At 40.1% G+C, this 1,873-nt stretch carries 1 protein-coding gene; it reads left to right on the forward strand.

Going from position 1 to position 1,873, the window contains the following annotated elements; all coding sequences use genetic code 11:
- On the forward strand, positions 1–1,873 hold a 1,873-nt coding region (locus tag UC75_RS03205), incomplete at both ends, for a TonB-dependent receptor plug domain-containing protein (RefSeq protein ID WP_228137209.1).

A 1,873-nucleotide genomic window follows, 5' to 3' on the forward strand; every position in this document is an offset into this window, starting at 1 on the left:
CTGACCTAAGTTTAATTCCAGTGAGCGCGATTGAGCGTATAGAAATCTTGCGAGATGGAGCTGCGGCACAATATGGGTCAGATGCAATTGCTGGTGTCGTTAATATTATTTTGAAATCACGAGATCATGGAGGTGGCGTAAGCTATCAAACGGGTGGCTACACTCAAGGAGATGGTGAACAACATAAAGTTAATCTTTGGAAAGGTTTTGCGCTCCCTAATGATGGTGCATTGACGGTTGCATTAGATTTAGGCAAACGTGAAGCGGCAAGTAACACAGCACCTGATACACGAACTTTTTATGATGGTTCAACCAAGGCTCAATATACAGAACAAAATACACCCTATCGAACATGGAAATTTGGTTCTCCCGAACAAAAAGATCAAATCAATGTGACTGCCAATCTAGATTTACCTTTGACAGATGACGTTGCACTTTATGGTTTTAGTAGCTATGGCCATCGTAAAACAATAGGAGAGAATTTTTATGAGCCACCAACAACCAAAACAGTACTAAATCAATCCAGCTATTTTAAAGAACGTTATCCAGATGGACGCTCACCCTTGAGCTTAGTCACTGTAGATGATTTTGCAACGACAGTTGGAGTTAAAAAAGGAGAGCAAAAGTCAGGTAAATATGATCTTTATGCGACCTATGGACAAAATAAAGTCAGCACAGAACAAGGCAATGGCATTAACCCAAGTTACGGGACAAATTCTCCTTCAAACTATGACTTGGGCGAAAATATTTTTTCGCAATTAAATACAGGGCTGGATTATAGCCGTGATATTGCAATTGACTGGTTAGCAAGCCCACTCACGTTGTCTACAGGAGTTTTATATCGTTGGGAGCAATATAAGCAAAATGCAGGTGATCCAATTGCCTATACCCGCGGCCCATATTTTAATCCAAGCACAACTTTTGGGGTTGGTGTTCCGGGAATATATGCCGGAATTACAGACCAAGATGAACGAAAAATTAGTCGCGATGTTTACGGTGTCTATCTAGATTTAGAAGCAGATATTATTAAAGACTTGAATGTTGGGGCAGCAGTCCGAAGTGAAAAATATTCAGACTTTGGTTCGACCACAAACGGAAAATTATTTGCTAAATATGATGTATCACCTAAATTTACGGTACGTGGTTCAGTAAATACAGGCTATAGAGCGCCGTCATTGGCACAGCAGGGCTATTCGGCTTATAGCGTACAAACAGTGCAAACCCCTTCAGGTTGGCAAGATGTTCAACAAAGAACTTTAGTTGCTGGAAGTGAGGCGGCTTTACTCATTGGCGGAACTTCTCTTAAACCTGAGAAATCGACCAATTATTCTTTAGGTTTTGTTTGGAAGCCACTTGTTAATACATCGGCTACTTTAGACCTTTATCAAATCGATATTAAAAATCGTATTTTGCTTTCAGACAATATTACTGGAAGTGTAATTACCAATGCTTTTGCCAATACACCGTATTCGAATATTGCCAATGTGGCGTTCTTTAATAATTTACTAGATACACGTACTCAAGGCTTAGAGTTCGCACTTAAGCATGATTTAAACCTTGAACAATATGGCAAGTTAAATCTGAACCTGGGTCTGGCATATAACAAAAATGAAATTACCGAAACTCGAGATTCTATTACCGCAAAAGGTGAGCGAATTCCTGTTTCAAGTATTGCAGGACGAAATACACAAAGCCTGATTGAGTCTGCTGCACCGAAAACAAAGTTAACGCTTGGCGCACTTTGGTCAAATCAAACATGGAGCGTGAATACGGCTGTCCGTCGCTACGATAAATGGACCACTTTAAATAATACCAATACTGCACTAGACCAAACCTTTGACCCTCAGTGGATTGCAGATTTGGATATTGGCTA

This window comes from Acinetobacter sp. V2, from assembly GCF_001188385.1.
GTDB lineage: Bacteria > Pseudomonadota > Gammaproteobacteria > Pseudomonadales > Moraxellaceae > Acinetobacter > Acinetobacter oleivorans.